The organism is Streptomonospora sp. PA3, assembly GCF_009728995.1.
In the GTDB taxonomy this organism is placed as follows: domain Bacteria; phylum Actinomycetota; class Actinomycetes; order Streptosporangiales; family Streptosporangiaceae; genus Streptomonospora.
The window spans coordinates 434,597-456,739 of the sequence record NZ_VTZW01000008.1; the positions used below are offsets into that span (position 1 = coordinate 434,597).

The window sequence follows — 22,143 nt, forward strand, 5'->3', positions numbered from 1 at the left end:
TTTGACGTACGTACGATCAAACACGTGATGGTTTCCTCCTCCCGCGCCACCGCGCGGACCTGGTGCGGGCTCGTCGTGCTGCTGCTGCCCGCGCTGCTTGTCGCAATGGACATCTCCGTGCTGTTCGTCGCCGCACCGCAGATCACCTCCGCGCTGCGCCCCACCGCCACCCAGTGGCTGTGGGCGATGGACGTCTACGGCTTCGTGATGGCGAGCCTGCTGATCACCATGGGCGGCCTCGGCGACCGGATCGGCCGCAGGCGTCTGCTCCTGATCGGAGCAGGCCTGTTCGGGACCGCGTCAGCGGTGCTGGCCTATGCGCCGAGCCCGGAGCTGCTCATCGCCGGGCGGGCGCTGCTGGCCGTCGGCGGCGCCACCCTCGCACCGTCCACCCTGTCGCTGATCCGCGCCATGTTCGCCGACGGCGGCCAACGCGGCATCGCGGTCGGCGCCTGGACCGCGGCGTTCTCCGGCGGCGCCGTCGCCGGCCCGGTCATCGGCGGGGCCCTGCTGGAGCGGTTCTGGTGGGGCTCGGTGTTCCTGATGAACGTTCCGGTCATGGCCCTGCTGCTGGCGGTGGGCCCGCTGCTGATCCCCGAGTCGCGGGATCCCGCGCGGGCGGGGTTCGACCTACCCGGGGCGGCGATGTCGCTGGTGGCGGTGCTCGGGCTGATCTTCGCGCTGAAGCACACCGCCGCCCACGGGTTGGACGCCGCCGCCGGCGCCGCTGCCGCGGTCGGCGCCGGCGGGGTTGCGGTGTTCGCGGCCCACCAGCGGCGGGCCCGGCATCCGCTGATCGACGCCGGGCTCTTCCGCGGTTCCGTGTTCTCGGCCGCGATAGGCGCGAACACCGTCGTCTCGATGGCCGCCGTCGGCCTCGGAGCGCTCGCGTTCACCTTCATGCAGACCGTGCACGGGCTGTCGGCGCTGCAATCGGCGCTGTGGGCGCTGCCGACCTTCCTCGGCGCCATCGCCGGCGCAGCGGTCGCGGCGCCCCTCTCGGCACGGACGGGTGCCGCCGGGGTGCTCGGCACCGGTCTGCTCGCCGCCGCCGCAGGCTTTGCGGGCATCGCGTTCGGGCCGACCGACACGTCCCTGGCGGCGTTCATCGGCGGCTACACCGTGCTCGCCTTCGGGGTCGGCACCACCGCCACTGGCGCCAACGCGCTGGTGCTTTCGGCCACCGCACCGGAACGGGCGGGGGCGGCGTCGGGGATGGCCGAGACGAGCACGGAGTTCGGCGGTGCACTGGGGATCGCCGCGTTCGGCGCGGTCTCCAGCGCCGTCTACCGCGCCGCCATGGCCGAGGGCGCCCCTACGGACAGGGATCCCGCGCCCCGGGAGACGCTCACCGCGGCGCTCGCGGCGGCGGACCGAGCCGCCGGACCCGCTGCCACGGCGCTCCGGGACGCCGCACTGAGCGCCTACTCCGACGGCCTCGCAGCGGCGGCGCTCGCCGGTATGGGCGTTACCGCCCTCGCCGCGGCGGTGATCGTCCCGGTGCTTCGTCGGGAGAGCGCCGGCCGCCGCGCGCGGGAGCGGGGGTGAGCCCCGCCGGCCGCCCTTGGCGAACCGGCCGGGTTTCGTCCTCAGGAACCGGCCAGGTCCGCCTCAAGCCGCTCGGAGCCGAGCCGCAGCGTTCCCACCAATGCCGGCAGCCGCCGCCGGTCGTAGCGCACGCTGGGCAGCGACACCGACACCGCGGCGACCGTCTCGCCGGCCATCCGGATCGGCACGCCCACCGCGACCACGCCGCGCTCGGAGCGCTCCTGGTTCACCGCGAAGCCGGCCCGGCGCACCTTGGCCAGATCGCGGCGCAGAACGGCCGTCTCCGGGCGATCGCCCGGCCGTTCGGCGAAGCGGTCGGCGGCATAGAGCTCGTCGAGCTGCTCGTCGTCGAGCTCGGCCAGGAGCAGCAGGCCCCCGGATGTCAGGTGGGCCGGGAAGACCATGCCGTCGCGGGATCCCACCCGCAGCGCCCGGTCGCACTCGACGCCGGCGACGAACCGGACTGTCTCGCCGGTCCGCACGGTCAGGTTGGCCGACTCCCCCAGCAGAGCCACCAGCCGCCGCAGGTGGGGCAGTGCGGTCTCGCGCAGCCGGGCGGCGCGCGAGCGGGAGTGCCCGGCCAGCTCCAGCACCGGCCCGGGGCGGTAGGCGTGGTCGTCCCCCCGCACGGCGAAGTCGCGGTAGACCAGCATGGCCAGCAGCCGGTGGGCGGTGGAGCGCGCCACGCCGAGCCGCCGGGCCGCGTCGGTGACGCTGATGGCCCCCTCCAACTGGAGCATCGTGGCCAGCCGCAGGGCGTGGTCGACGCTCGCGATCGCGTAGGCGGGCGCCGTCTTGGGCGGCTTGTCCGGGGCGGTCATCGCCGGCCTCCTGTTCTTCAAGACAGAATCCCGCGTTCTGCCATGGTGATCGCTGGCACTCTACGACCATGACCGCACCCCATGTCACCGACTCGGCGTCCCCGGTTCGCCTGGAGGCCGTCGACGCGCCCGATCAGCCCGACGTCACCCCCGAACTCCACGAGCTCTACCGCGGCTTCGAGCAGGAGCTGCTGGTCCCGCTGTGGACCGAGATCGGCGACCTGATGCCGCAGCACCCCCGCTCGCGGGCCGTGCCCCACCTGTGGCGCTGGCAGAACCTGCGCCGGCTCGCGGCGCGCGCCGGCGACCTGGTCCCGGTCGGGCGCGGCGGTGAGCGCCGCGCGATCGCACTGGCCAACCCGGCCCTGGGCGGGCGCCCGTTCGCGACCCCGACCCTGTGGGCGGCGATCCAGTACCTCATGCCGGGCGAGGACGCCCCGGAGCACCGCCACACCCAGAACGCCTTCCGCTTCGTCGTCGAGGGCGAGGGCGTGTGGACGGTCGTGGGCGGCAGCGGCGACACCCCGGTGGGCGACGCCGTCCCGATGCGCCGGGGCGACTTCCTCCCCCAGGCCGGCTGGAACTGGCACGCCCACCACAACGCCACCGCCGAGCCGATGGCCTGGATCGACGGCCTGGACATCCCCTTCCAGTACGCGACCGAGGCGCAGTTCTTCCAGTTCGGCCGCGACGAGGTCTCCGCCGCCGAACGGGTGTCGCCGCAGCGCTCGCGCTCGGAGCGGCTGTGGGGGCACCCCGGTCTGCGGCCGCTGTCGGTCGGCGAAGTCGCCCCCGGATCGCCGCTGCTGGCCTACAAGTGGGAGTTCACCGACCGCGCCCTCGACGACCAGCTCGCCATGGAGCGGGAGGGCTGCGGCGGGACGGTCGAACCCGGCCACGCGGCCGTGCGCTACACCAACCCGCACGACGGCGGCGACGTGCTGCCGACGATCCGCGCCGAGTTCCACCGCGTCGCCCGCGGCGCGACCACCGCGCCGGTGCGCGAGACCGGCTCGTCGGTCTACCAGGTCTTCGACGGCTCCGGCTCGGTGACCGTGGGCGAGACGACCTGGTCGGTGACCCGCGGCGACCTGTTCACGGTGCCGTCCTGGACGCCGTTCTCGGTGACCTCCCAGGCCGGTTCCACCGACTCCGACTCGGGGGCGCTGGACCTGTTCCGCTACAGCGACGCCCCCGTCTTCGCGGCCCTCGGCCTGCACCGCACCCAGCGCGACGACAACGACGGGAACGCCTGATCACATGAAGCTCGCCACCATCCGCACCCCCGAAGGACCCCGGGCCGTCAAGGTCGACGGGGACACCCTGCTGGACCTCGGCGCCCCCGACCTGGGCGCCTTCCTCGCCGCCCCCGGCTGGCGGGCGGCGGCCGAGGCGGCCGGCACCCCGGTCGAGGCGGCCGGGGGCACCGGCCTGGCCCCGGTCGTTCCGGCGCCGTCCAAGGTCGTCTGCGTCGGCCTCAACTACCGCAACCACATCCGCGAGATGGGCCGGGACCTGCCCGAGCACCCGACCCTGTTCCCCAAGTTCGCCGACACCCTCACCGGCGCCTACGACGACATCGTCAAGCCGGCCGAGACCGACGCCTTCGACTGGGAGGTGGAGCTCGCGGTCGTGATCGGCCGGCGGGTCCGCCGCGCCGGCGAGGACGAGGCGGCCGCGGCGATCGCCGGTTTCACCGTGCTGAACGACATCACCGCCCGCGACTGGCAGTTCCGCACCGTCGAGTGGACGCAGGGCAAGATCTGGGACTCCACGACCCCGGTCGGCCCCCACCTCGTCACCCCCGACGAGGTGCCCGGCGGCGTCCGCCCCGCGGTGCGGGTGACCACCGGCGTCGACGGGCGGACCATGCAGGACAACACCACCGAGGAACTGGTCTTCGACCCGGTCGACCTGGTCCGCTACGTCTCGACCGTCACCCGGCTCAATCCCGGCGACATCATCGCCACCGGCACGCCCGGCGGCGTCGGGCACGCCCGCGACCCCAAGATCTACCTCCAGGGCGGCGAGCGGGTCGTCACCGCGGTCGAGGGCGTCGGGCGCTGCGAGAACACGATCGTCAAGGACGGCCGATGAGCCGCACCTTCGCCGACGCCGCCCGCTGGTGCGCCGAAGGCACGCGGCTGTTCCTGGCCACGGCCGCGAAGCTGGGCGAGGACGGCTACGACCGACCCACCGCCCTGCCGGGCTGGACGCGCAGGCACCTCGTCGGGCACGTCGCCGCCAACGCCGACGCACTGGGCAACCTGGTGCACTGGGCCGCCACCGGCGTCGAGACACCGATGTACGCCTCCCCCGAGGAACGTGCCGCCGGGATCGAGAGGGGCGCCGCGATGTCCGCCGAGGAGCTGCAGGCGTGGCTCAGCCAGAGCGCCGAGCGGCTCGCCGGGGCCATGGAGCGCCTCACCGGCGAGCAGTGGCGGCGCCGGGTGCGCACCGCCCAGGGCCGCGACGTCGCGGCCACCGAGGTGCCCTGGATGCGCGCCCGGGAGGTCTTCGTCCACGCGGTCGATCTGGACCGCGGCGTCGCCTTCGCCGACCTGCCCCCGGGTTTCCTGCTGGCGCTGCGCGAGGAGATCCGGGCCAAGCGCGGCCTCGACGAGCTGCCCGAGGGGCCGCTGCCCGAGGTCGCCGCCTGGCTCGCCGGACGCCCCCACACCCTGGCCGGCACCCCCGAGCTGGGGCCCTGGCTCTGAGGCCCCGAGAGGAGTCACCGACCGTGAACACCAGTTGCGACGTCCTGATCGTCGGCGGCGGCATCGGGGGCCTGTCGACCGCCTTCTCCCTCACCCGCCAGGGGCTCGCCGTGCGGGTCCTGGAGCGCGCCGCGGAGTTCGGCGAGGTCGGGGCGGGCATCCAGCTCGCGCCCAACTGCACCCGGATCCTGCACGACTACGGGCTGCTGGAGGAGGCCGCGAGCCTGGGCGTGCTGCCCTCGCGCATGGTGATGCGCGACGCCCTCGACGGCTCCGACCTCACCGCCCTCGACCTTGCCGACCTGGAACGCACCTACGGGTTCCCCTACATGGTCATCCACCGCAGCGACCTGCACGGCATGTTCCTGCGGGCCTGCCGGCGCGCCGGCGTCGACCTGGTCACCGACAGTCCGGTGACCGGATACCGCAACACCGCCGACGGCGCCGCGGTCACGCTCGCCGACGGAAGCGAGCGGTCCGCCCGCGTGGTGATCGCCGCCGACGGGCTCCACTCCACCGCCCGCGGACTCCTGGTCGAGGACGAACCGGTCAGCAGCGACTACGCCGCCTACCGGGGAACCGTTCCCGTGGCCGACCTGGACCGCGGGGTCGACCTGTCGGAGGTGGCCGTCTACGTCGGCCCGGGCTGCCACTTCGTGCACTACGCCCTGCGCGGCGGCGAGATGCTCAACCAGGTCGCGGTGTTCGAGTCGCCCAAGGCCCGCGCCGGCGAAGCCGAGTGGGGTACACCGGATGAGCTGGACGCCGCCTTCGCCGACACGTGCCCCGCCGTGCGGGAGGCCATCCCCTCGATGTGGCGCGACCGCTGGTGGCCCATGTTCGACCGCGACCCGATCATGACCTGGGTCCAGGGAAGCATCGCGCTTCTGGGGGACGCCGCGCACCCGCCGCTGCAGTACATGGCCCAGGGCGCGATCATGGCGATCGAGGACGGCTGGGTGCTGGGCGCGCACGCCGCCCGGCAGCGCCGCGCGGACGGCGCGGTGGACTGGCCGGCCGCGCTGGCCGCCTACGAGGCCGTCCGCGCCGAGCACTGCCGCCGGGTGGTGCTGACCGCCCGCGCCTGGGGGGACCTGTGGCACCTCGACGGCCTCGCGCGCCGTCAGCGCAACGCGATCCTGCGGGCCCGGGAGACCACCGACCACTCCTTCACCGACTGGGTCTACCGGCCCACCGCGCTGCTCCCCGAGGACGAGCCCGAGATGTTCCGCCCGATCCCCCTGGCATCGGCCGGCGACCCCGCCGAGGCGCCGCACCGCGCCCGGATCTGACACCGCGGTGAGAGGCGGCCGCAGGGCCACCGCTGCGGCCGGCCTGCGGCCGTCGGCCACTCGGGTGGCCGCACGGCCGCGCCGCAGGAGGGGCCGCCCCGGCGGGCGGGAGGTGAGGTTCGCCGGCGCCGGCGCTAGTGTTCTGCCACTCGTCGAACCCGGCGGAAAGGTGGCGGCTCGCCGAGCCCAGGTGCCCGATGACCGACAAGACCGACTTCAAGCGGAGCCTCGACGCCTACCAGGCCAAAGCGGGCCGGTTCCGCGTCGTGGACGTTCCCGACCTGCAGTACCTCATGATCGACGGCCACGGCGACCCCAACACCTCGCCGCTGTTCGCCGAGTCGGTCCGGGCCCTCTACCCGGTGGCCTACAAGCTGAAGTTCGCGAGCAAGCAGGACCTCGGGCGCGACCACGTCGTCATGCCGCTGGAGGGGCTGTGGTGGGCCGAGGACATGGACGCCTACACGGCGGCGCGCGACAAGTCGAAGTGGGACTGGACGCTGATGATCATGGTCCCGGACTGGATCGGCCCCCCGATGTTCACCGCCGCGGTCGAAGCGGCCGGGGCCAAGAACAGGCCGGCGCGGCTGGAGGACGTTCGACTGGAGACGCTGTCGGAGGGGCGCTGCGTGCAGACGCTGCACATCGGCCCCTTCGACGGCGAGGCGGAGGTGCTGGCGCGGATGCACCGCGGGTTCATCCCCGAGAACGGCCTGCGCATGACCGGCAGGCACCACGAGATCTACCTCAGCGACCCGCGCAGGACCGCGCCCGAGAAGCAGCGCACCATCCTGCGCCAGCCGGTCGCGCCCGCACGTGGCGGTTAGCCGCGCGACCGGCCGTCACGGCGCGCTTCAGGAGGTCACGTAGGTCGTCACGCTCTGGGCGGGGAGCTTGCCGGTGAAGGAGCCGTGGGACAGCCTGATGTCCTCCTGGGGGGCGAGGTTGGCATCGGCGTCCGTGCGCCAGGACGACACCCGGGTGGCGGCGGTGTCCTCCACGGTGAAGCGCTGCACCGCGGGCGAGGTCCCCTTGTTGATGGCGACGATGACGACTTCGCCGCCACCGCCCCGGTACGCCGAGACGAACACGTCGGGCCGGGGATTGGCGGGCGCGTCGATGCGGACGTATCCCGGCCGGACGAACTTGGAGAAGTGCGCCATGTTGGCGCCGCGCTTGCTGATCGTTCCGTCGTCGAGCATGGGGCCGTAGTAGCGGCGGATGTACCACCACAGGTAGGTCTGGAACCCGCCGACCACCAGGGCGTGGTGGATGTGCTCGCCCACCTCCAGCGCCTGGGGCCACAGGTCGGCCGAGTCGCTGCTGTTGGGGTGGTAGACCTCGGTCATCCAGAGTTCCTTGCCCCGGCCCTTCTCCTCGAAGAGGGGGTAGTCGAAGTCCTCATAGGCCGTGCCGTAGAGGTGGGTTCCGAAAACGTCCAGGTTGGCGAGCGCTTCGGGGTCGTTGAGAATCGGATCCGAGAAGCTCTTCACATACTGGAAGGATTCCGGGGCGATGACCTTGGTGTCGATCGATCCGGCGTTCTCGCGCAGGAACCGGATCATCTCCTCCGGCGTCCACCACGTCCACTGGTGGGCGTAATCGGGTTCGTTCTGCACCGAGAGGGCGTACAGGTCGACACCGTTGTCCCGCATGAAGTGGTAGAAGTCGTTGAGGTGCTGCGCATATGCGCCGTACATGTCGTGGCGGAGCCGTTTGGCGTCGGTCTGCTCGCCGCGGACGAACGTCTCGACCATGTGCGCGGGCGGGTTCCACGGCGCGGCGATGACGAGCGCGCCGTGCTCGATCGCGCGCCGGGCCGTGGCCACCTCGCCGCTCCAGTTCGCCCGGTCCTCGTGGACGGGGATCCGCAGCACGGTGAACCCCAACTGCCCCTCGCCGTTGCCGAAGGCCGTGTCCCGCTGGGCGGGGGTGAGGTCGTCGATCCAGGCCGTGTGGTTCATGCCGCCGAAACCCCGGATCGTCTGCCGGCGCGCCGCGGGGTCGACGCGCACGTGGGCGCGCGCCGCCGCGGAAGGGCCGCCGGCGGGCGGCTTGGCGGCCACGATCGCCGGGAGGGCGCCCATCATCGCCAGTACGGATCGGCGACTCGGCGGTTGCGGCCCGGTGCCCATGGGTTCGTCCGGGTGTTTCGGCATCTGTTCCTCCTCGGAACGGTGGGGGATTTCGGCATGCCGCGAATACCGCCGCCTCGGTCGGCGCCGTTTCGGTGGGCCGCCGCGGGAGCTTTCTCGAAATTTTCGGAGAGTATTGCCGCGGCGGCTGTCTGTGCTGGTGAAAGGGAAAACGGAGGCGTAGCGGGAAGCGCTTACCAAGAATTGTAGTTTTTCCCGGGGCTGCTGTGAACGGCGGATCCGGCGGGGTTTCGGGGCGGCGGCCGCCGCACCGAAGCCTTCGCCCGCCGCCGCCTGCCCTTATCCGGCGAAACCCCGGGGCGGAATGCCCCGCACGCCCGGTCGGGTGCGAAACAGCGCGCCGGCCCGCGGCCATCGCGCCGTGTCCGCGTCGATCGCCGAGGTGGTGATGTAGAGGTCGCTCAGCTCGGGGCCGCCGAAGGCGCATGCGGTCGGCCGCGGAACCGGCACGTCCACGACGGCGTCCAGCTCGCCCGCGGGGGTGTAGCGGTGGACGGCCGCTCCGTCCCACAGCGCCACCCACACGCCTCCTTCGGCGTCGAGGCAGAGCCCGTCGGGGTTGCCCGCGCCCTCGGGGATCGCGACGAAAGCGGTCCGCTCCCCCAGCTCGCCCTCAGCGGTGATGGCGAAGGAGTCGATCCGGCGCGTGGGCGTGTCGACGTAGTAGGCGCGGTCCCCCGCCGGCGTCCAGACGAGGCCGTTGGAGATCGTGACGCCGTCGAGAACGCGGGTCGCGGTGAGGTCGGTGTCGAGCCGGTAGAGGGCGCCGCGGCCCGGCGCGGCGTCGTAGGCCATGGAGCCGCAGTAGAAGCGGCCCCGGGGGTCGCAGCCGCCCTCGTTCATGCGCACGCCGGGGTCGCTCCACAGCTCGGGCAGCGCGCGCACCGCCCCCGTCGCCGGATCGACCAGGGCGAAGCCGCGTTCCACGGCCGCGACGAGGCCGCCACCCAGCCGCGGGCGGACGGCGGCCGCGACCTCGCCGATGTGCAGCCGGGGCAGCGCCCGGCCGTCCGGGGTGATGGCGAGGACGTCTCCGGCGAGCATGTCGACCCAGCGCAGCAGGCCCTCATCGGGGCACCAGACGGGGCCTTCGCCGTGGTGGGCCCGAGGGGCGTCGACGGGATCGGCGTGCAGGCGGCGCGGCGGACGGGTGGGCGTGGGGGCGCTCATGCTCGGATCACCTCGTCGGGTACGCGATGTGGCGGCACATCGTCGCACACCGCTCGGCGCCGGGCGAGGCCCAAGCGGCGGGACCGCCGGCGGGGCCGCCGGCGCGGCCGCACCCTCCCGCCGCCCTACCGTCGGGGATCCAGCAGCTCCCGGACGAGGGCCTCGCCCCACCACCGCTCGACGCGCTCGGCCGACCAGGCGCGCTCGACCGTGAGGGTGGTGTAGACGTCGATGTTGCACAGAGCGGCGTAGACGTCGACGGCGGCGGGCACGTCCAGGCCGGGCCGGAGCACGCCCTTGGGCCAGGCGGAGAACACCTCGACCCGGGTCAGATCGGCCTTGCGGCGGCCCTGGTCGTACAGCGCCGCGAGCTCGGGCTCGGTGCGGCCCGCCTCGCGCACCAGGGCGATGAGGTCGCCCGAGCGCTCGAAGAGCCGCCGGTCGTAGCCGGCCATGGCCGCGAGCTGCTGCCCGGGATCGGCGGCGGCCTCCAGTTCGCCGATCATGCGCGGCAGGTCGGCGGTCAGGTCGGCCGCATCCGCCAGGGCCCACACGAGCCCCGTCTTGTTTCGATACGCCGCGTAGACGGTGGGCACGGAGACCCCTGCTTCGCGTGCCACGTCGCGCACGGTGGTCGCGGCCCAGCCCTGGGCCGTGAACAGCCGCCGGGCGGCGCCGGCGATCTCGGCCCGGGTCCGGTGCGCCTGCGCCTGCCGGCGCAGCGAATCGTAGCGGCGGCGTCCGGTCTCAGCCTCCATGTACAACCTCCGCTCTCCGACCTATATTCAATATAATATGCGTAAACCAAGGAGGGCGCGGTGAGTCTCACCAGCATGGCGGGCCTGGCGGGCATCGGGTTCGTCGTGGCGGCGATCGCCGTCAACATCGTCTATGTCCGTGCCCGGCTGCCGCTGCCGGGCACGGCCGCGAGCCTTGAGGCGGCCGCCGGGGCCTATGCCGGGATCGGGGAGGCGCTGAAGAAGCCGTCGGTGGCCGCACCCCTCTCCTGGGTGTGCACCACGGTCTTCGCCGCCGGGCTGCTGTCGGTGCTGTGGCGCGGCGGCTCGGGAGCAGGGGCCTGGGCCCTGGTGGGATTCGCGGGCGTGCTCATGCAGAACGCCACGTTCACGGTCGTGGAGGCGCTGCGTTTCGGCATGGCCTCGGCGGCCGCGGAGAGCCGCGGAGCGCTGGCCGGACTGTGGGGGCTGAGCAACGTGCTGTTCGGTTTCAACCAGGTCTTCCTCGCCATAGCGCTGCTGGGCTTCACCGCGGCCGGGGCGGGGTCCGGGCTGATTCCCGGCTGGCACGCGGCGCTGGGATACGCCAGCGCGGCGCTGCTCTTCCTGTCCTCCTCGGCGAGTCCCTTCAACGCCGACGGCACCGACCGGACCGCGCTGGTGGGTCTGGTCGGCTGGTTGGGGTGGGCCGCCTGGATCGTCGCCTACAGCATCGTCCTGCTGGGCCTCTGACACCGGCCGGGCGGGACCGCGGGGCTCGGCCGGGCCGAAGATCGCTCCGGTGGCCGCGGCCCCCTTTTCTCCGGCGCCGTCTTGTATGACGATCGCATGCAGCGGTCGTGATCCCAACGGACGCCCTGCCAGCCAGCGACCCCGGCTCCGCCCCGACGGCGTACCGGCGAAGGAGCACCAGCCATGACCTATCTGCTCGGCTCCCACCACGTCACCCTGTCCGTAGGCGGCGCCCAGGCCGACGTCGACTTCCACACCAAGGCCCTGGGCATGCGCTTCATCAAGAAGACCGTCCTCTACGACGGCGCCACGCCGATCTACCACTTCTACTACTCCAACGCCGCCGGCGACCCCTCCTCCGTCATCACGTGCTTCCCCTGGGCCCAGGCCGGGGTCTACGGCAAGCGCGGCACCAACCAGGCCCGCGAGGTGCTGCTGTCGGTGCCCGCCGCCTCACTGGACTTCTGGACGAAGCGCATGGCCGAGTTCGGTATCGAGACCGCCCACGCCGAGGCGTTCGGGCAGCGCCGCCTGGAGCTGCGCCACCCCTGCGGGATCGAGTACGTCCTGGTCGGCACCGAGGGAGACCCCCGCGTGGGCCACCCCGGCAACGGCGTGCCGCCCGAACACGCCGTCCACGGCATCCACGGCATCGGGATGCACGTCTACGACCAGGACCGCCTCGTGGAGTTCGCCACCGACGCCTTCTTCGCCTCCGAGAAGATCCGCGAAGAGGGCGATCGGGCGCGGCTGCAGCTGGGCTCCGACGCCTTCGGCAACTACGTGGAGCTGACCGGCAACCGCTCCGACGACCAGGGCACCTGGCACTTCGGCGCGGGCACCTACCACCACTTCGCCTGGAACCTGGACACCCTGGACAACCAGGAGGCCGTCAAGTTCGACATCGAGGGGGCCGGCTACACCGACATCTCCGAGCTGAAAGACCGCACCTACTTCAAGTCGCACTACGTGCGCACCCCCGGCGGCGCCCTGTTCGAGCTGGCCGTCACCCATGAGGACGGGGGCTGGGACTGCGACGAGTCGCCCGAGGAGCTGGGCCGGAACTTCATGCTGCCCCCGCAGTTCGAGGCCGAGCGCGAGTCCATCCTCGCCCGGCTGGAGCCGGTCACCACGGGCGGGTAGCGGCCCGGCCGCCTACGAGCCCGCCCGGCCCGCGGGCCCCGGCCGATCGGCCCGGCCGGGGCCCGACCGCTTCACAGAAAGGCAGCCGATGAGCGGCAACCCGCATCTGGCGGTCCCCCCGTCCCACCACGGCGCCGCCCTCGGCGAAGCCGGCGTCGTCGTCTACGCCGTCCACGGGCGCGGGCAGTCCGCCGAGTACATGCGCGATGTCGCGCGGCGCGTCGACCTGGACGGCGCCGCGTGGGTGCTGCCCCAGGCCGCCGAGCACACCTGGTATCCCGGGGGCTTCATGCTGGCACCCGAGCGGAACCGGCCCCGCCTGGACCAGGCCCTGGAGGCCGTCGGGACCCACCTGGCGGAGTTGTCGGCGGCCCCGGCGCCGGTCGCGGTGTTCGGCTTCTCCCAGGGCGCCTGCCTGCTCGCCGAGTACCTGCTCACCCGCCGCCCCGGCCTGGCCGGAGCCGTCCTGCACACCGGCGGCTATATGGGGCCGCAGGAGCGCGAGTGGGCGGGCGGCGGCGCCGGTCTGGCGGGTATGCCGGTGCTGATGGCCACGGCCGAGCGGGACGAGTGGGTGCCCCTGCACCGGGTGCACGCCACCGCCGCGGCGCTCTCCGGACTGGGTGCCCGGGTGACCTGCGACATCTACGACGACACCGAGCACCGCGTCAACGACGACGCCGTCGACCGCATCCGCGCCTTCCTGCGGCGGCTCGCCCGGCCGCCGCGCTGACCGCCCGCTCCGCGGCTCCCGGCAGCGGCCGCTTCCGGGAGCGTGCACCCACTGCCGTGCGGGCGCCGCCTCGGCAGAGCCGGAGCCGACTTGTGCATTTTGCGGTCTTTGCGATGAAGTGGACCCCGCGCCGCGTCGCTGCCCGGGCTGCGGACCGGCGCAGGGCCGGGGCGTTGGAAAACATCAGCGTCCCGGCCCGCCCGTCTCACGGGGCGCGCGGCCGCGTCAGCGCGGGACGGCCGCCTTGCCGCCCGCGGGCCGCTGCCCGCGCCCCTTGCGCGGCTCGGCGAAGTCGCCGGTCCACACCAGCTGCTCGGCGACGTCGCGCAGCTTGCGGTTCATGTGCTGCGACGCCTCCGTCAGCAGGGAGAACGCGGCTTGCGGGGAGATGCGGCGGCGCTCCATCAGGATGCCGGTGGCCCGGCCGATGACGTCGCGGCTCTCCAGGGCCGTGCGCAGGTTCGCCCGTTCGCGCACGCAGCAGACCGCCGCGGCCGCGTGGGCGGCCAGCAGGGTGCCGGTGCGCTCGTCGTCGGCGCCGAACGCCGCGTCGCCGCGGGAGCAGAGGATCAGCGCACCGACGGACTCGCCGCCCGCCACCAGGGGCAGCGCCAGCACCGAGCCGACGCCGCGCAGGATCGCCCGCTGGGTGAACTCCGGCCAGCGGGACTCCCGCCGCAGCGCGTCCGCGCGCACGGCGCAGCCCTCCTCGACCGCCTGCAGGGAAGGCCCCTCGCGGCACCAGTACTGCAGCTCGTCGGTCCGCCGGGCCGCCTCGCTGGTGGCCGCGGCGCTGCGCATGCCCTTGCGCTCCACGAGGGACAGGCCGGCCTCTTCGGCATCGGGCACCAACCGCACGGCTGCGCGCACCACCTCCTCGCACACGGCCGCCGGGGCGGGCCGCGTAAGGAGGAAGCCGGACAGTTCCGCCAACTCACTCGCCAGATCGAACTCATCCTGCGGCTGTACTCGCACCTGGACCCCCTCTCGCACGAACCGCGCTCCGCGGTGCCGATCCGGCGCGATCACCGCTTACCGGTTCGATCCCGTCGATGGCAGACGAGGACGCGATTCCATAACGAAATCGGACGTACCCCTGAGACGCCGCCCGAAAAGCGAAGCCGGCCGCAGCACGTCTTGTTGCCTGCACCCCCCAGGCGCGACAGCCGCCCCGAACACAGCGTCCGGGCACACGGTACCGCCTTCCGCAGCGAGTGCGAGCTGCGGATCGGCGGCCGCCGCAACGCCCCGGCTCGGCCCGGTCCCGGCCGCACGCGCGCCCTCGCGTGCCGCCGGACCTCGGCCGCCGCCCCGCGTTCACCCTCCGTTCTCCGGGTTTTCCTCCTGCACCGCACCCCTGCCCCGCGCCGCTCCGGCGGCCGCCGGAGCCGGGCCCCCGGGCCCCTCCGCCGCAGCGGCCCGAACGAGGGCGGCGGTGCGGGCGAGCACCACGGCCAGGCAGGCCAGGGCCGCCAGACCGAGGAAGACCAGCTCGGCCGGGACCCCGTAGAAGCGCTGGAGCCACGTGCCGTCGCGCCCGCCCAGGAGGAAGTCGACCGCGGGCTGGAACGCGGCCAGCAGCGCCGGCGGCACCAGGTACGGCAGCAGCCGCACGGCGGCCCGCCACAGCGGGCGCCGGCGGCGCCGGGCCGCCCAGGCACCGCTGCGCAGCAGGCCGCGGACGCCCAGGACCGCGGTGAGCACGGTGAGGGCGCCGAAGGCCGCGTCGACCTTCCACAGCCACGAGCCTCCCGGGGGCGGTGTGCGGCCCTCGGTCAGCGCGAGCAGCCCGTCGGCCAGGCCCCAGGTGTCCTCCTCGGTGAGCGTGATGCCGCTGTTGACCAGCACGGCGACGCCGTAGCCGGTCTCGGGCACGAGGAACTGATAGGAGGAGTAGGTGGACAGCGCGCCGCCGTGCCAGATCTGCGGCAGCCGCGCGCGGTCGCCCTCCCCGGGCACGCGCCGCATCCACCCCAGGCCGTAGCGGCCCTCGTTCGCCGAGGGGGTGTGCATCGCGGTGACGCCCGCCGCCGAGACCACCTGTTCGCCGGTGGCGGCGCGCCCGCCGTTCTGCTGCAGGATCAGCCACCGGGCCATGTCGTGCGCGGTGGAGGCGATCCCGCCCGATCCGGCGCTGAACTGGTGGGGCTCGGGTGCGGGGATGTTCATCCCGTAGGCGCGGATGTGGCCGCCGGCCAGGTCCGCACCGGTCTCCCCCGCCGTCCCCAGGGCGACCGTGTCGGCCATGCCGGCCGGGGCGAACACCTTCTGCCGCAGGTAGGTGCCGAACGGCCGCCCGCTGACCACCTCCACCAGGCGCGCGGCGACGTGGTAGTTGGGGTTGTGGTAGTTCCACTCGGTCCCGGGTTCGGCCGCCAGTCCGGCCGTGCGCAGCCGGGCGACGGCCTCCTTCAGGCTCTCGGGCTGTGGGCGCGAGGCGGCCGGGAACGTCCGGTCGGACATCCCCGAGGTCTGGTTGAGCAACTGGCGGACGGTGATCCGCGCCCCGCGCGGGTCGGCGAGCCGGAACGCGGGGAGGTAGTGGCGCACCGGCCGGTCCAGCTCCACCTCGCCCGCCTCCACGAGCCGCAACACGGCCAGCGCGGTGAACGACTTGCTCAGCGAGGCGATGCGCATCGGCGTATCCGCGGTCAGCGGCGCGCCGTCGGCGGTGCGGCCGTAACCCGCGGTGAGCACGACCTCGTCCCCCTTGGTGACGGAGACGGCGGCGCCGGGCAGGCCGGTGCGCTCGACGTAGCGCCGGGCGAAGCGGTCCAGCTGGGCGGCGCTCGCCGCGGTCCCGTCCGCTCTGGCGGCTGCGGTCGCGGTCGCGGTCGCGTCCGCGGCCGCGGACGGGCCGAGCGCGGTCAGCGCGGCCACCAGGCCCGCCAGGATCGCGCACGCCGCCGCCCGGCGGCGGTGGCGGGTGTCGGCTGCGGTGCGGCGCAACCGGGTTCGAGCGGCCGGCATGGGTTTCCTCCGGGATCGTCGGGTCTGCCTGCTCGGACACGCTAGGGAGCGGGCAGACCGCCGGGCATCGCGCGTCGGTGCCCGATCCGGCGCCACCTTCGGGGCGGTGCGCGCGCCGCCGCTGCCACCTTCGTGGCACTGCTCCGCGGTCGGCCTCCTCCTGACGGGCGAGGACTCCTCTCGGCCGGCTCTGTAGCGTTGGCGCCGTGCAGGACCTCGACGACACCTCCCGACGCTTCCCGGCCGCGGGCCGAGCCGCCCTGTGGGCGGCGTTCGCGCTGCTCGCCGCGGCCTACGCGGCGGTTCCGCTCGGCGGCGGCCCACCCGTGTCGGTCCTGGCTCCCGCACTGGGGGCGGCGGCGTTCCTCGTCGGCCGCACCGAAGGACGGGACCCGGTCGCGGCGGGGGCTCTGGCGGCGCTCCTGGCGGTCCAGCCCGCGGCGGCACTCGGCCCGGGCACGGTGACAGGCGCCTTCATCGCCGCGGCCTCCGTGGTGGTCTTCGCGGTCCTGCCCTGGCTGCTGGGCCGCTACCTGCGGCGCCGCGCCGAGGCGGCGTCCTTCGGCTGGCGCCGCGCCGAACTGCTGGAGCGGGAGCAGGACCTGGTGGCCGAGCGGGAGCGGCTGCGCGAGCGCGCCCGCATCGCCCAGGACATGCACGACTCCCTCGGCCACGAGCTCAGCCTGATCGTGGTGCGCGCCGGCGCGATGCAGGTCGCCCCGGACTACGGCGAGCAGGAGCTGCGCCGCGCGGCCGGGGAGCTGCGGGAGGGCGCCGCCGGAGCGGTCGAGCGGCTGCAGGAGATCATCGGCATCCTGCGGCAGGCCGGCGATCCCCTTGCGGGCGCCCCGCTGGCCCGAAACCCCGGCGAGCTGGTCGACCGGGCGAGGCGCGCCGGCATGGACATCGAGGTGGCGGGGGCGCAGCGGCTCGATCCCCCGTCGCCGCCCGGCGGCCGGGCGGATCCGGTGCAGCAAGCGGTGGTCCGGGTCGTGCAGGAGGCGCTGACGAACGCGGCCAAGCACGCGCCCGGCGCCCCGGTGGCCGTCAGCGCCGAGGAGCCTCCCCGAGGCAGGCTCGTGGTGCGGGTGCGCAACGGCCCGCCGCCAAAGACCGGCCCCGTCGCGGCGGGGGCCTCGGGCGGGCACGGCCTGGCCGGGCTGGCGGATCGGTTGCGCCCGCTGGGCGGCGCGATCGAGGCGCAGTCCTGCGGCGACGGCGGGTTCGAGGTGGTGGCGCGCCTGCCCGCGGACGCGCCCGGCACGGGCCGCGGGCGTTCGGGCGAGCTGGCCACGCGGTTCGCGTCGGCGCAGCGGCGCGCGCTGGGCGCGGCGGTGCTGGCGCCGCTCGCGCTGCTGGCCGTGCTGGCGGCGGCATGGCTGGGATACTACGGCTACGTCTCGGCGAACTCGGTGCTGGAGCCGCGGGAGTTCGCCCGGCTGCGCGTGGGGCAGGAGCAGGCGCGGGTCGCGGAGGTGCTTCCGGCGATGTCGATGCTGGACCCGCCGTCCGAGCGCGGAGGCGGGCCCGCGGCCGGGACCCGGTGCCGGTACTACCGTTCGGAGGTCTCGCCGCCGGGTGCGGCCACCACCGCCTACCGGCTGTGCTTCGCCCGCGGCCGGCTCGTCGCAAAGGAGGCCGTGCCGGTCGGCGCGACCGGCGAGGAGGGGGGATCGGGGTGATCCGCGTGCTGCTGGCCGACGACGAGGCCCTGATCCGGGCGGGTATCGCCACGATCCTCTCCGCCGACCCGGGTATCGAGGTGGTCGCCGAGGCGGGGACGGGGCGCCGGGCCGCCGAGCTGGTCGCGCGGCACCGGCCCGATGTCGCGCTCGTGGACATCCAGATGCCCGACACCGACGGGCTGAGCGCCGTCCCCGAGATCCTGCGGGTCTCGCCGCGGACGGCGGTGGCGATGCTGACGACGTTCGGCAACGACGACTACATCACCCGCGCCCTGGACGCGGGGGCGAGCGGCTTCCTACTCAAGACCGCCGAACCGCAGGAGTTGGCCGCCGGTGTCCGCGCGGTCGCCGACGGCGGCGGGTTCCTCTCCCCCAAGGTCGCCCGGCGGGTGATCACGCACCTCCGGAGCCGCCCGGCCTCCCCGGCCCGCGATGCGCGCGACCGCGTGGCCGCGCTGAGCCGCCGCGAGAAGGACGTGCTGGCCCTGCTCGGAGCCGGCTGCTCCAACGCGGAGATCGCCGGGGAGCTGCATCTGGCCGAGGACACGGTGAAGTCCCACGTCAGCGCGATCCTGGCCCGCCTGGACCTGCGGAACCGGGTGCAGGCGGCCCTGCTGGCGCACGAAGCGGGGATGAGCCCGCGCGGCTGAGCGGGACCGGCCCGCCCCGGCGCCGGGGCGCGGCGCCGGGGCGGGCCGGTCGGATACCGGTTGCCCCTGATCAGGGGCTGGTGCAGGTGAGGTCGCTGGGCGCGGTCGCCGAACCGCCGGCCACGAAGCCGAAGGTCACCGAGCCGCCGGCCGGGACCGTGCCGTTCCACGGCGTGTTGGTCACGGTGACCGTGCCGCTGCTCCCGCTGTGTTCGCCGTTCCAGAGGTTGCTGATGGACTGCCCCGAGGCCAGGGTCATGTCCACCGTCCAGCCGTTCAGGGCGCCGGAGGTGGTGTTGTTCACCGACACCTCGCCCTGGTAGCCGCCGGACCAGCTGTTGACCGAGCGGAACTCGGCGGTGCAGGCGCCGCTCGTGCCGCCGCCGTCACCGGGGTCGTCCCCACCGCCGTCGCCGGGGTCGTCCCCACCGCCGTCGCCGGGGTCGTCCCCACCGCCGTCGCCGGGGTCGTCCCCACCGCCGTCACCGGGATCGTCGCCGCCTCCGTCACCGGGGTCGCCGCCGCCGTCGTCGGTCAGGGTCGGCGTCTGCCAGTCCCGCCAGCGCGACAGGTCGCCGGACTCGCTGGGCGAGACGCGGAAGACGCCGGGGGCGCTGCCCTGGTCCAGCAGGAACGCCTCGATGCTCTGCTGGAGCGGGCCCCGCCATTCCGACCGCGAAGCGCAGTGCGTGCCGTCCTGGACGTCGGAGTGGTAGGAGATGTTCTGCCCCGCGCCGAGCGCCTTGTAGACCTCGGCGCCCCCCAGCGCGCCCACGCTGCCCGACGTGGCGCCCAGCCAGTCGACGTGCGGGTTCTCCATGATGAACAGGCCGCGCGGCGCGACCATGCCCACGATCTCGTGGGTGTCCACCGGCAGCGCGGCGGGGTTTCCGGTGTAGGAGCCGAACGCGTCGCCCAGCCACGGCTGCTCGTCGTAGGCGCTGCTCAGCGGCTGGGCGCCGTCCTCCTGGGCGACCGAGCGGAAGGCGGGCACGCCGCCGGTGCCCGACTCGACGGGCATGGTCAGGTCGATGCGCTGGTCGAAGGCGCCGGCGACGAACGCGCCCTTGCCGAACCGCGAGCATCCGGTGACGCCGGTGTCGTCGGCCTGGAGGACGGTGCCGCCCGACTGCTCGATGACGTCGATGATCCGGCTCACGCCCCACGACCAGGCCATGAGCAGCCCGGTGTCGCTGGAGGAGCCGTAGATGCTGTAGAAGGCGCCCTGCTTGTTGCTGCGCGAGGTGCCCTCCTGGCCCACCTCGTAGGGGTCGAAGCTGATGACGGCGGCGCCGGAGGACTTGATGGTGGCGGTGTCGGCGCCCATCCCGCCCAGGACGACGACGGCCGGGAAGGGGCCCGACCCGCTGGGCAGGTCGACGCCGGCGGTGAAGCTGGCGCTTCGGCCCTGGTCGGTGACGCTCACCGTGATGCTGCTCTGGGAGACCGTGCCCGTGACGCTGTCAGGCGGCGCCGGCTTCTGGCCGTAGACCGAACTCTCGGCCAGTTCCTTGATCTCCGCCCGCCGGCACCGCCACTCCGATGTGGTGGTGACGCGGGTTCCGTCCAGCTTCGCGAAGGGGTCGGGCAGCCGTGCCTGGGATGCCGACTGCCCCGGATCGGGCACCGGGCAGTCGGCGCCGTCGAACTCGTCCTGGGCGGCGGCGCCGGTCTGCGGGCCGAGGGTGGCCAGGGTGAAGACCGCGGCGAAGGCCGCGGCCGCCCACGCCCGCGGGCGGCGCCGGTGTCGATGAAAGCGCATGCGCAACCTCCGGAGTGCGGCGCGCAGTCGGCGCGGCGAAGCGGCCCGCCGCCGGGCGGCGCCGGGCCGCGCACCCGCCGGTGCGCACCGGTTGGGGGATGTGTGCCGGTCCGGCCCGGCGCAGGGGCCGCCGCGGATGCGGTGGCGGGAAGGCGCGCATACGGACTCCGGGTGGAGGGTTTGCCCGTCGTAGGCCGGACCGGTCGGATAGCGCTTTCCATAGTAATGAAAACTTTCGGATGGATTCCAGCACGAACCCGAAGAAAATTCCGGAATGTTTTGGATCAACGTCGCATCCCCGCCATTCCGGCAGGTGGGCGACGCGGTGAGCGGCCGCCGAGCGCGGTGGAATCGTCTGCGGGGGCCGCGACCTGCCTTGTTCGGCGTTTTCACAGGCCATACCTAGGTATGTTTTGTCCGGATTGTTCTCGGTAGCCCTCCCCCAAGGCCAAGTCCACGGTGCCGGAAGAGGGACCACATCCGATGAGTCAGGACAGCAGCGCCGACCAGGACGCGCAGCGTCCCGCGAGCAGGTCGACCGTGGCCGACCGCCTCGACGCCGCGCGCCGGCAGTTCGAGGAGGTCACGGGGATCGAGGTGGAGAGCGCCTCGGGGATCAGGAAGTCCGACGAGGGCTGGACCGTGACCCTGGAGGCGCTGGAACTGCGCCGCATCCCCGACACCGTCAGCCTGCTCGCCACCTACACCGTGGAGATCGACTCCGACGGCGAACTCGTCGGCTACGAGCGGCGCAGCCGCTATACGCGCGGCAGATCCGACAGCCGCTGAGAGCAACAAGCGCCGAGAAAAGTCGTCCCCCGCCCCGCATCGCCGGGAAATCCCCCGACAACCCCCGCAATGTCGAAAGGGAGCGCAGTCTGATGACAGTGATGCAGCAGACCTCGGGGTCGGGCGGCAGGTCCGGCAACCTCTACGAGGTCCTGGACCTGATTCTGGACAAGGGGCTGGTGATCGACGTGTTCGCCAGGGTCTCGCTCGTGGGTATCGAGCTCCTCACCGTGGACGTGCGGATCGTGGTCGCCAGCGTCGACACCTACCTGCGGTTCGCCGAGGCGTGCAACCGCCTGGACCTCTCCGCCGGCGGCGGGGCCGGCCTTCCCGACCTCGTCAACGGCGCGACCGAGAGCGGCGCCCGGTCCAAGACCAAGGGCGCCCTGGCCGGCGCGGCCGACACCGTCAAGGACACGCTGGGCAGGGACTCCGAGGAGGAGCGCCCCACCGCCAAGTCCGGTCGCCGCTCCGGCAGGAAGGAAGCCGAATGAGCACCTACGTCTACGGGATCACCCATGACACGGGGGCTCTGGACGGCTCGGGGCTCACCGGTGTGGGGGACCCGCCAAGCGAGGTGCGCTTCGTGCGGACCGACGGGCTCGCGGCCGCCGTCAGCACGGCCCCCCAAGGGCTGCGCGCCAAGCGGCGGGACCTGTCGGCACACCAGGAGGTGCTGGTCGACCTGGCGCGGCGCGACGCGGTGCTGCCCATGCGCTTCGGCGCCGTCGCCGAGGACGACGAGGCCGTCGCGGCGGAGCTGCGCCGCGCCAAGGAGCACTACACGGCCCTGCTGGACCGGCTGAAGGACCGGGTTGAGTTCAATGTCAAGGCCGTCCACATCGAGGAGGCCGCTCTGCGCACGGTCCTCAGCGAGGACGAGTCCCTGCGCGAGGCCAACGAGCGGCTGCGCGCGCAGGACGGCGGCACGCCCGCCGAGCGCATGGCCTTCGGTGAGCAGGTGGCCGGCGCGCTGGAGGAGCTGCGCCGGCGCGACGCCGACACCGTGGTCGAGCCGCTGGCCGCGCACGCCGAGCAGGTCGCCATGGGTCCGCCGGTGGACGACTGCCTGGCCAACGTCTCGCTGCTCGTGCACCGCGACCGGGGCGAGGAGCTGACCCGGGAGGTCGGCCGCCTCCAGGGCAAGCTGGGCCACCTCATGGAGATCAGCGTCAACGGGCCGCTGCCGCCCTACAGCTTCGTGGCGGAGCCTGCGCAGTAGGGCGGGCCGCCGCCCC

21 protein-coding genes are annotated in these 22,143 nt (G+C 73.8%); 14 read left to right on the forward strand and 7 right to left on the reverse strand.

The genetic code is table 11. The features are described from left to right. The first annotated feature begins 27 nt into the window (after nt 1-27). Nucleotides 28-1,548 (forward strand): MFS transporter, encoded by a 1,521-nt coding sequence (locus FZ103_RS07780; RefSeq protein ID WP_156000101.1) that lies wholly within the window; start codon nt 28-30, stop codon nt 1,546-1,548. A gap of 41 nt (nt 1,549-1,589) precedes the next feature. Here the strand turns inward: FZ103_RS07780 and FZ103_RS07785 are convergent, their stop codons facing one another. Then, nucleotides 1,590-2,369 carry an IclR family transcriptional regulator gene (locus FZ103_RS07785; protein WP_155999908.1) on the reverse strand — a complete coding sequence of 260 codons (780 nt, stop codon included), beginning with the start codon at nt 2,367-2,369 and terminating at the stop codon, nt 1,590-1,592. Between the two features lie 68 nt (nt 2,370-2,437). On the opposite strand from FZ103_RS07785, the gene FZ103_RS07790 reads away from it, so the two are divergent. The 5 genes from FZ103_RS07790 to FZ103_RS07810 all read left to right on the forward strand — a co-directional run bounded on the left by FZ103_RS07790 (nt 2,438) and on the right by FZ103_RS07810 (nt 7,205). Then, a complete protein-coding gene (locus tag FZ103_RS07790; RefSeq protein WP_155999909.1) occupies nt 2,438-3,625 on the forward strand; it encodes a cupin domain-containing protein in 1,188 nt (395 codons plus the stop codon). A gap of 4 nt (nt 3,626-3,629) precedes the next feature. Beyond that, nucleotides 3,630-4,466, forward strand: coding sequence for a fumarylacetoacetate hydrolase family protein (locus tag FZ103_RS07795; protein ID WP_155999910.1), 837 nt, complete (start codon nt 3,630-3,632; stop codon nt 4,464-4,466). After that, entirely contained in the window at nt 4,463-5,086 is a 624-nt protein-coding gene (locus FZ103_RS07800; protein WP_155999911.1) for a maleylpyruvate isomerase family mycothiol-dependent enzyme, read from the forward strand. The genes FZ103_RS07795 and FZ103_RS07800 overlap by 4 nt, the downstream gene beginning before the upstream one ends. Before the next feature lie 23 nt (nt 5,087-5,109). Beyond that, the gene (locus FZ103_RS07805; protein WP_343233428.1) at nt 5,110-6,378 is read left to right on the forward strand and encodes an FAD-dependent oxidoreductase; all 1,269 of its coding nucleotides are present in this window, start codon (nt 5,110-5,112) and stop codon (nt 6,376-6,378) included. A 197-nt stretch (nt 6,379-6,575) separates the two neighbouring features. Beyond that, entirely contained in the window at nt 6,576-7,205 is a 630-nt protein-coding gene (locus FZ103_RS07810; RefSeq protein ID WP_155999912.1) for a GyrI-like domain-containing protein, read from the forward strand. 27 nt (nt 7,206-7,232) lie between these two features. On the opposite strand, the gene FZ103_RS07815 is transcribed toward FZ103_RS07810, so the two are convergent. The 3 genes from FZ103_RS07815 to FZ103_RS07825 form a co-directional block, all read right to left on the reverse strand. Further along, on the reverse strand, nt 7,233-8,537 hold the full coding sequence (locus FZ103_RS07815; protein ID WP_155999913.1) for a glycoside hydrolase family 30 beta sandwich domain-containing protein: 1,305 nt from the start codon (nt 8,535-8,537) through the stop codon (nt 7,233-7,235). Nucleotides 8,538-8,813: 276 nt separating this feature from the next. Beyond that, nucleotides 8,814-9,704 (reverse strand): SMP-30/gluconolactonase/LRE family protein, encoded by an 891-nt coding sequence (locus tag FZ103_RS07820; protein ID WP_155999915.1) that lies wholly within the window; start codon nt 9,702-9,704, stop codon nt 8,814-8,816. Between the two features lie 125 nt (nt 9,705-9,829). Next, complete coding sequence (locus FZ103_RS07825) at nt 9,830-10,462, reverse strand: TetR/AcrR family transcriptional regulator (protein WP_155999917.1); 633 nt, start codon at nt 10,460-10,462, stop codon at nt 9,830-9,832. 60 nt (nt 10,463-10,522) lie between these two features. Here FZ103_RS07825 and FZ103_RS07830 point away from each other — a divergent pair, with 60 nt between their 5' ends. From FZ103_RS07830 to FZ103_RS07840, 3 genes are all read left to right on the forward strand, one after another. Then, entirely contained in the window at nt 10,523-11,173 is a 651-nt protein-coding gene (locus FZ103_RS07830; RefSeq protein WP_155999919.1) for a hypothetical protein, read from the forward strand. Nucleotides 11,174-11,356: 183 nt separating this feature from the next. Next, nucleotides 11,357-12,316, forward strand: coding sequence for a VOC family protein (locus tag FZ103_RS07835; RefSeq protein ID WP_155999921.1), 960 nt, complete (start codon nt 11,357-11,359; stop codon nt 12,314-12,316). 88 nt (nt 12,317-12,404) lie between these two features. Continuing rightward, nucleotides 12,405-13,049: an alpha/beta hydrolase gene (locus FZ103_RS07840; RefSeq protein ID WP_155999923.1), complete on the forward strand. Its 645-nt coding sequence runs from the start codon at nt 12,405-12,407 to the stop codon at nt 13,047-13,049. Between the two features lie 225 nt (nt 13,050-13,274). Here the strand turns inward: FZ103_RS07840 and FZ103_RS07845 are convergent, their stop codons facing one another. Beyond that, nucleotides 13,275-14,024, reverse strand: coding sequence for a GAF and ANTAR domain-containing protein (locus tag FZ103_RS07845; RefSeq protein WP_343233429.1), 750 nt, complete (start codon nt 14,022-14,024; stop codon nt 13,275-13,277). Nucleotides 14,025-14,366: 342 nt separating this feature from the next. Further along, a complete protein-coding gene (locus FZ103_RS07850) occupies nt 14,367-16,019 on the reverse strand; it encodes a serine hydrolase (protein ID WP_155999925.1) in 1,653 nt (550 codons plus the stop codon). Nucleotides 16,020-16,225: 206 nt separating this feature from the next. Between FZ103_RS07850 and FZ103_RS25405 the strand changes: the two genes are divergently transcribed. Then, on the forward strand, nt 16,226-17,701 hold the full coding sequence (locus FZ103_RS25405) for a histidine kinase (protein WP_155999927.1): 1,476 nt from the start codon (nt 16,226-16,228) through the stop codon (nt 17,699-17,701). Then, the gene (locus tag FZ103_RS07860) at nt 17,698-18,354 is read left to right on the forward strand and encodes a response regulator transcription factor (RefSeq protein WP_186355973.1); all 657 of its coding nucleotides are present in this window, start codon (nt 17,698-17,700) and stop codon (nt 18,352-18,354) included. Before FZ103_RS25405 ends, FZ103_RS07860 begins: the two co-directional genes overlap by 4 nt. A 70-nt stretch (nt 18,355-18,424) precedes the next feature. On the opposite strand, the gene FZ103_RS25410 is transcribed toward FZ103_RS07860, so the two are convergent. Further along, nucleotides 18,425-20,116: a cellulose binding domain-containing protein gene (locus FZ103_RS25410; protein WP_155999931.1), complete on the reverse strand. Its 1,692-nt coding sequence runs from the start codon at nt 20,114-20,116 to the stop codon at nt 18,425-18,427. A gap of 483 nt (nt 20,117-20,599) precedes the next feature. On the opposite strand from FZ103_RS25410, the gene FZ103_RS07870 reads away from it, so the two are divergent. The 3 genes from FZ103_RS07870 (at nt 20,600) to FZ103_RS07880 (ending at nt 22,127) form a co-directional block, all read left to right on the forward strand. Continuing rightward, a complete protein-coding gene (locus FZ103_RS07870; protein WP_155999933.1) occupies nt 20,600-20,905 on the forward strand; it encodes a gas vesicle protein in 306 nt (101 codons plus the stop codon). 101 nt (nt 20,906-21,006) lie between these two features. After that, nucleotides 21,007-21,399 carry a gas vesicle structural protein GvpA gene (locus FZ103_RS07875; protein ID WP_343233437.1) on the forward strand — a complete coding sequence of 131 codons (393 nt, stop codon included), beginning with the start codon at nt 21,007-21,009 and terminating at the stop codon, nt 21,397-21,399. Continuing rightward, nucleotides 21,396-22,127 carry a GvpL/GvpF family gas vesicle protein gene (locus tag FZ103_RS07880; RefSeq protein ID WP_155999935.1) on the forward strand — a complete coding sequence of 244 codons (732 nt, stop codon included), beginning with the start codon at nt 21,396-21,398 and terminating at the stop codon, nt 22,125-22,127. Before FZ103_RS07875 ends, FZ103_RS07880 begins: the two co-directional genes overlap by 4 nt. The last annotated feature ends 16 nt before the right edge of the window (nt 22,128-22,143 follow it).

Coding starts and splice junctions, on each gene's coding strand:
- FZ103_RS07780 (WP_156000101.1), top strand. CDS start 28: ATGGTTTCCTCCTCCCGCGCCACCGCGCGGACCTGGTGCGGGCTCGTC.
- FZ103_RS07785 (WP_155999908.1), bottom strand. CDS start 2,369: ATGACCGCCCCGGACAAGCCGCCCAAGACGGCGCCCGCCTACGCGATC.
- FZ103_RS07790 (WP_155999909.1), top strand. CDS start 2,438: ATGACCGCACCCCATGTCACCGACTCGGCGTCCCCGGTTCGCCTGGAG.
- FZ103_RS07795 (WP_155999910.1), top strand. CDS start 3,630: ATGAAGCTCGCCACCATCCGCACCCCCGAAGGACCCCGGGCCGTCAAG.
- FZ103_RS07800 (WP_155999911.1), top strand. CDS start 4,463: ATGAGCCGCACCTTCGCCGACGCCGCCCGCTGGTGCGCCGAAGGCACG.
- FZ103_RS07810 (WP_155999912.1), top strand. CDS start 6,576: ATGACCGACAAGACCGACTTCAAGCGGAGCCTCGACGCCTACCAGGCC.
- FZ103_RS07815 (WP_155999913.1), bottom strand. CDS start 8,537: ATGCCGAAACACCCGGACGAACCCATGGGCACCGGGCCGCAACCGCCG.
- FZ103_RS07820 (WP_155999915.1), bottom strand. CDS start 9,704: ATGAGCGCCCCCACGCCCACCCGTCCGCCGCGCCGCCTGCACGCCGAT.
- FZ103_RS07825 (WP_155999917.1), bottom strand. CDS start 10,462: ATGGAGGCTGAGACCGGACGCCGCCGCTACGATTCGCTGCGCCGGCAG.
- FZ103_RS07835 (WP_155999921.1), top strand. CDS start 11,357: ATGACCTATCTGCTCGGCTCCCACCACGTCACCCTGTCCGTAGGCGGC.
- FZ103_RS07840 (WP_155999923.1), top strand. CDS start 12,405: ATGAGCGGCAACCCGCATCTGGCGGTCCCCCCGTCCCACCACGGCGCC.
- FZ103_RS07850 (WP_155999925.1), bottom strand. CDS start 16,019: ATGCCGGCCGCTCGAACCCGGTTGCGCCGCACCGCAGCCGACACCCGC.
- FZ103_RS25410 (WP_155999931.1), bottom strand. CDS start 20,116: ATGCGCTTTCATCGACACCGGCGCCGCCCGCGGGCGTGGGCGGCCGCG.
- FZ103_RS07870 (WP_155999933.1), top strand. CDS start 20,600: ATGAGTCAGGACAGCAGCGCCGACCAGGACGCGCAGCGTCCCGCGAGC.
- FZ103_RS07875 (WP_343233437.1), top strand. CDS start 21,007: ATGCAGCAGACCTCGGGGTCGGGCGGCAGGTCCGGCAACCTCTACGAG.
- FZ103_RS07880 (WP_155999935.1), top strand. CDS start 21,396: ATGAGCACCTACGTCTACGGGATCACCCATGACACGGGGGCTCTGGAC.